We start from the raw sequence: 2014 nt of genomic DNA, 5'->3' as shown, positions 1-2014 counted from the left end.
GGTTCGCTCGGGGGCGGGCTCGACCATGCCGCGACGATGCTGGCCGGGCCGGCCGTCGTACAGCCGCCCGCCCCGCCGGGGCCGCCCGGTGCTCCCGGTGCTCCCGGGGCCCCTGGTGCGCCCGGGGGCGGGATGCAGCACGCCGCGACGATGCTGGCCGGGCCCGGTACCGTTCCGCCGCCCGGTCCGCCGTCCGCGCCGCCCGGCGGTCCGGCGGGGCAGCAGCCGGCCCCGTCCGGCGTGCCCACGGTCGGCCCCGGCTACCAGGCCGTGCTCCGCTACCGTGCGCCCGACGGCTCCGAGCAGCAGCTCATCCGCCGCTCGGCGCCCGGTACCCCGCACCCCGAGTGGCAGATCCTGTACGAGCTCCGCGCGATGAACGTGCCGCCGCAGCAGGTGCTGGAGCTGCACACCGAGCTGGCCTCCTGCGAGCTGCCCGGCGGTTACTGCGCCCGGATGATCCGGGAGACCTGGCCGCAGGTGCGGATCACGAGCGTGGCCCCGTACGGCACCGACCACGCGGGGCGTCAGCAGGGCATGAGGCACCTGCTCACCCATCAGGGTGAGCTGCACCAGGTGGCGGACGGTCCGGCGCGGCCGGCGCCGGTCCGGGCGCCGCTGCCGCAGGTCCCGCTCCAGCCGGCGATCCCGATGGACGCGATCGCTCAGGAACTGGCGGGGGCGTTCGGGCCGCAGGGCGTGTTCCGTTACGACCAGCGGGCGGTGTCGCGCCAGGGCGTGCCGGAGATCGTCGCGCAGACCCTGATGTGGGCCGGTCTGCCGGTCGATTTCGGCCCGTTCTTCTGGGCGCAGGCCGTGCCCGGGCAGCCGGTGCCGACGCTGGCCGAGCTGGCCGCGCAGCGGCAGGTGCAGCCGGCGTCGGACGCGGGTTCGTACCTGGTGATCGGCAGCGACTTCGGCAAGGCGCTGTGCGTGCAGTACGGGACGGCGCACATCGTGGCGGTGCCGGTGGAGGGCGGTCCGGGCGGGGCGCCCGTGCCGCCGCAGTTCGTGAACTCGAGCCTGCCGCAGTTCGCGCGGTCGCTGGCGATGCTGGGTCACATGTGGCGGCTGCGGCAGCATCTGACGCCGGAACAGGCCGGGCGTTGGACCGTCGATTTCCAGGCGAACCTGGCGGGCCTCGACAGCGCCGCGCTGGCGTCGCCGGAGAGCTGGTGGTCGGTGCTGCTGGAGCAGATGTGGGACGGACTGCTCTGAGCCGGCCGGTGTGTTGATCGGATGGATGGCCGGGCCGGGACCCTCGACGGGGGTCCCGGCCCGGCCATTCAGGCTTCTGGCCCCAAATGACGCATCCTTGACGGGAATCCCCGCGAGAGAGGCGCTTCCAGGATGAGTGCACCCATGTCACCTCACGGACCCCAGGGTTTCTCCACCGTGCGCGGCGGCCGCGGCTACCGGCCGGAGGACGTCGACCGGTACGTCGCCCGGCTGGCCGGCAGCCGGGACGAGGCCTGGGAACGGGTGGCGCGGCTGACCGTCCTGGCACGGCAGATGGAGGAGGAGGCGGAGCGGCTGCGCGCGGCGGTCGCGGCGCTGGCCCCGCAGACGTACGACGAGCTGAGCGAGCGCGCCCGGCGGATCCTGGCGCTGGCCCAGGAGGAGGCGGAGGTCCTGCGGGCGGACGCGCGGGCGGACGCGGCGGAGGCGGCGGGCGCGGCCGAGGCGCACGCCGACCGGGTGGCGGAGCTGGCGCGGCACGACGCGGAGGCGGTGCGGGAGCAGACCGAGGTGCGGGCGCGGCAGGGGCTGCTGCGGGCGCAGCGGGAGGCGGACGCGGTACGCGCGGAGGCGCGCGAGGAGGCCGCGGCATGGCGGGCCGAGGCGCAGGCCGGGCTGGCGGAGACGCGGCGGCGGGCGCAGGCGCTGCTCGCGGAGCGGGAGCAGGAGCAGGTGGAGCGGTGGGACGCGGCCGGGCGGGAGGCGGCGGCGCGGGAGGCGGAGCAGGAGGCGCGGCTCGCGGAGATGGAGCGGTACGCGCAGGCGCGGCTGGGGG

At 76.5% G+C, this 2014-nt stretch carries 2 protein-coding genes; both read left to right on the top strand.

Going from position 1 to position 2014, the window contains the following annotated elements; genetic code table 11:
- A partial coding sequence (locus VR44_RS39280) for an SUKH-4 family immunity protein (RefSeq protein ID WP_045952481.1) occupies positions 1-1218 on the top strand: 1218 nt, incomplete at its 5' end.
- 144 nt (positions 1219-1362) lie between these two features.
- Positions 1363-2014: cellulose-binding protein (locus tag VR44_RS39275; RefSeq protein ID WP_107072599.1), on the top strand; the 652-nt coding region annotated here is incomplete at its 3' end.

Source organism: Streptomyces katrae (assembly GCF_000966975.1).
Lineage (GTDB): Bacteria > Actinomycetota > Actinomycetes > Streptomycetales > Streptomycetaceae > Streptomyces > Streptomyces katrae.
This window is presented reverse-complemented; position numbering and strand designations above follow the sequence as displayed.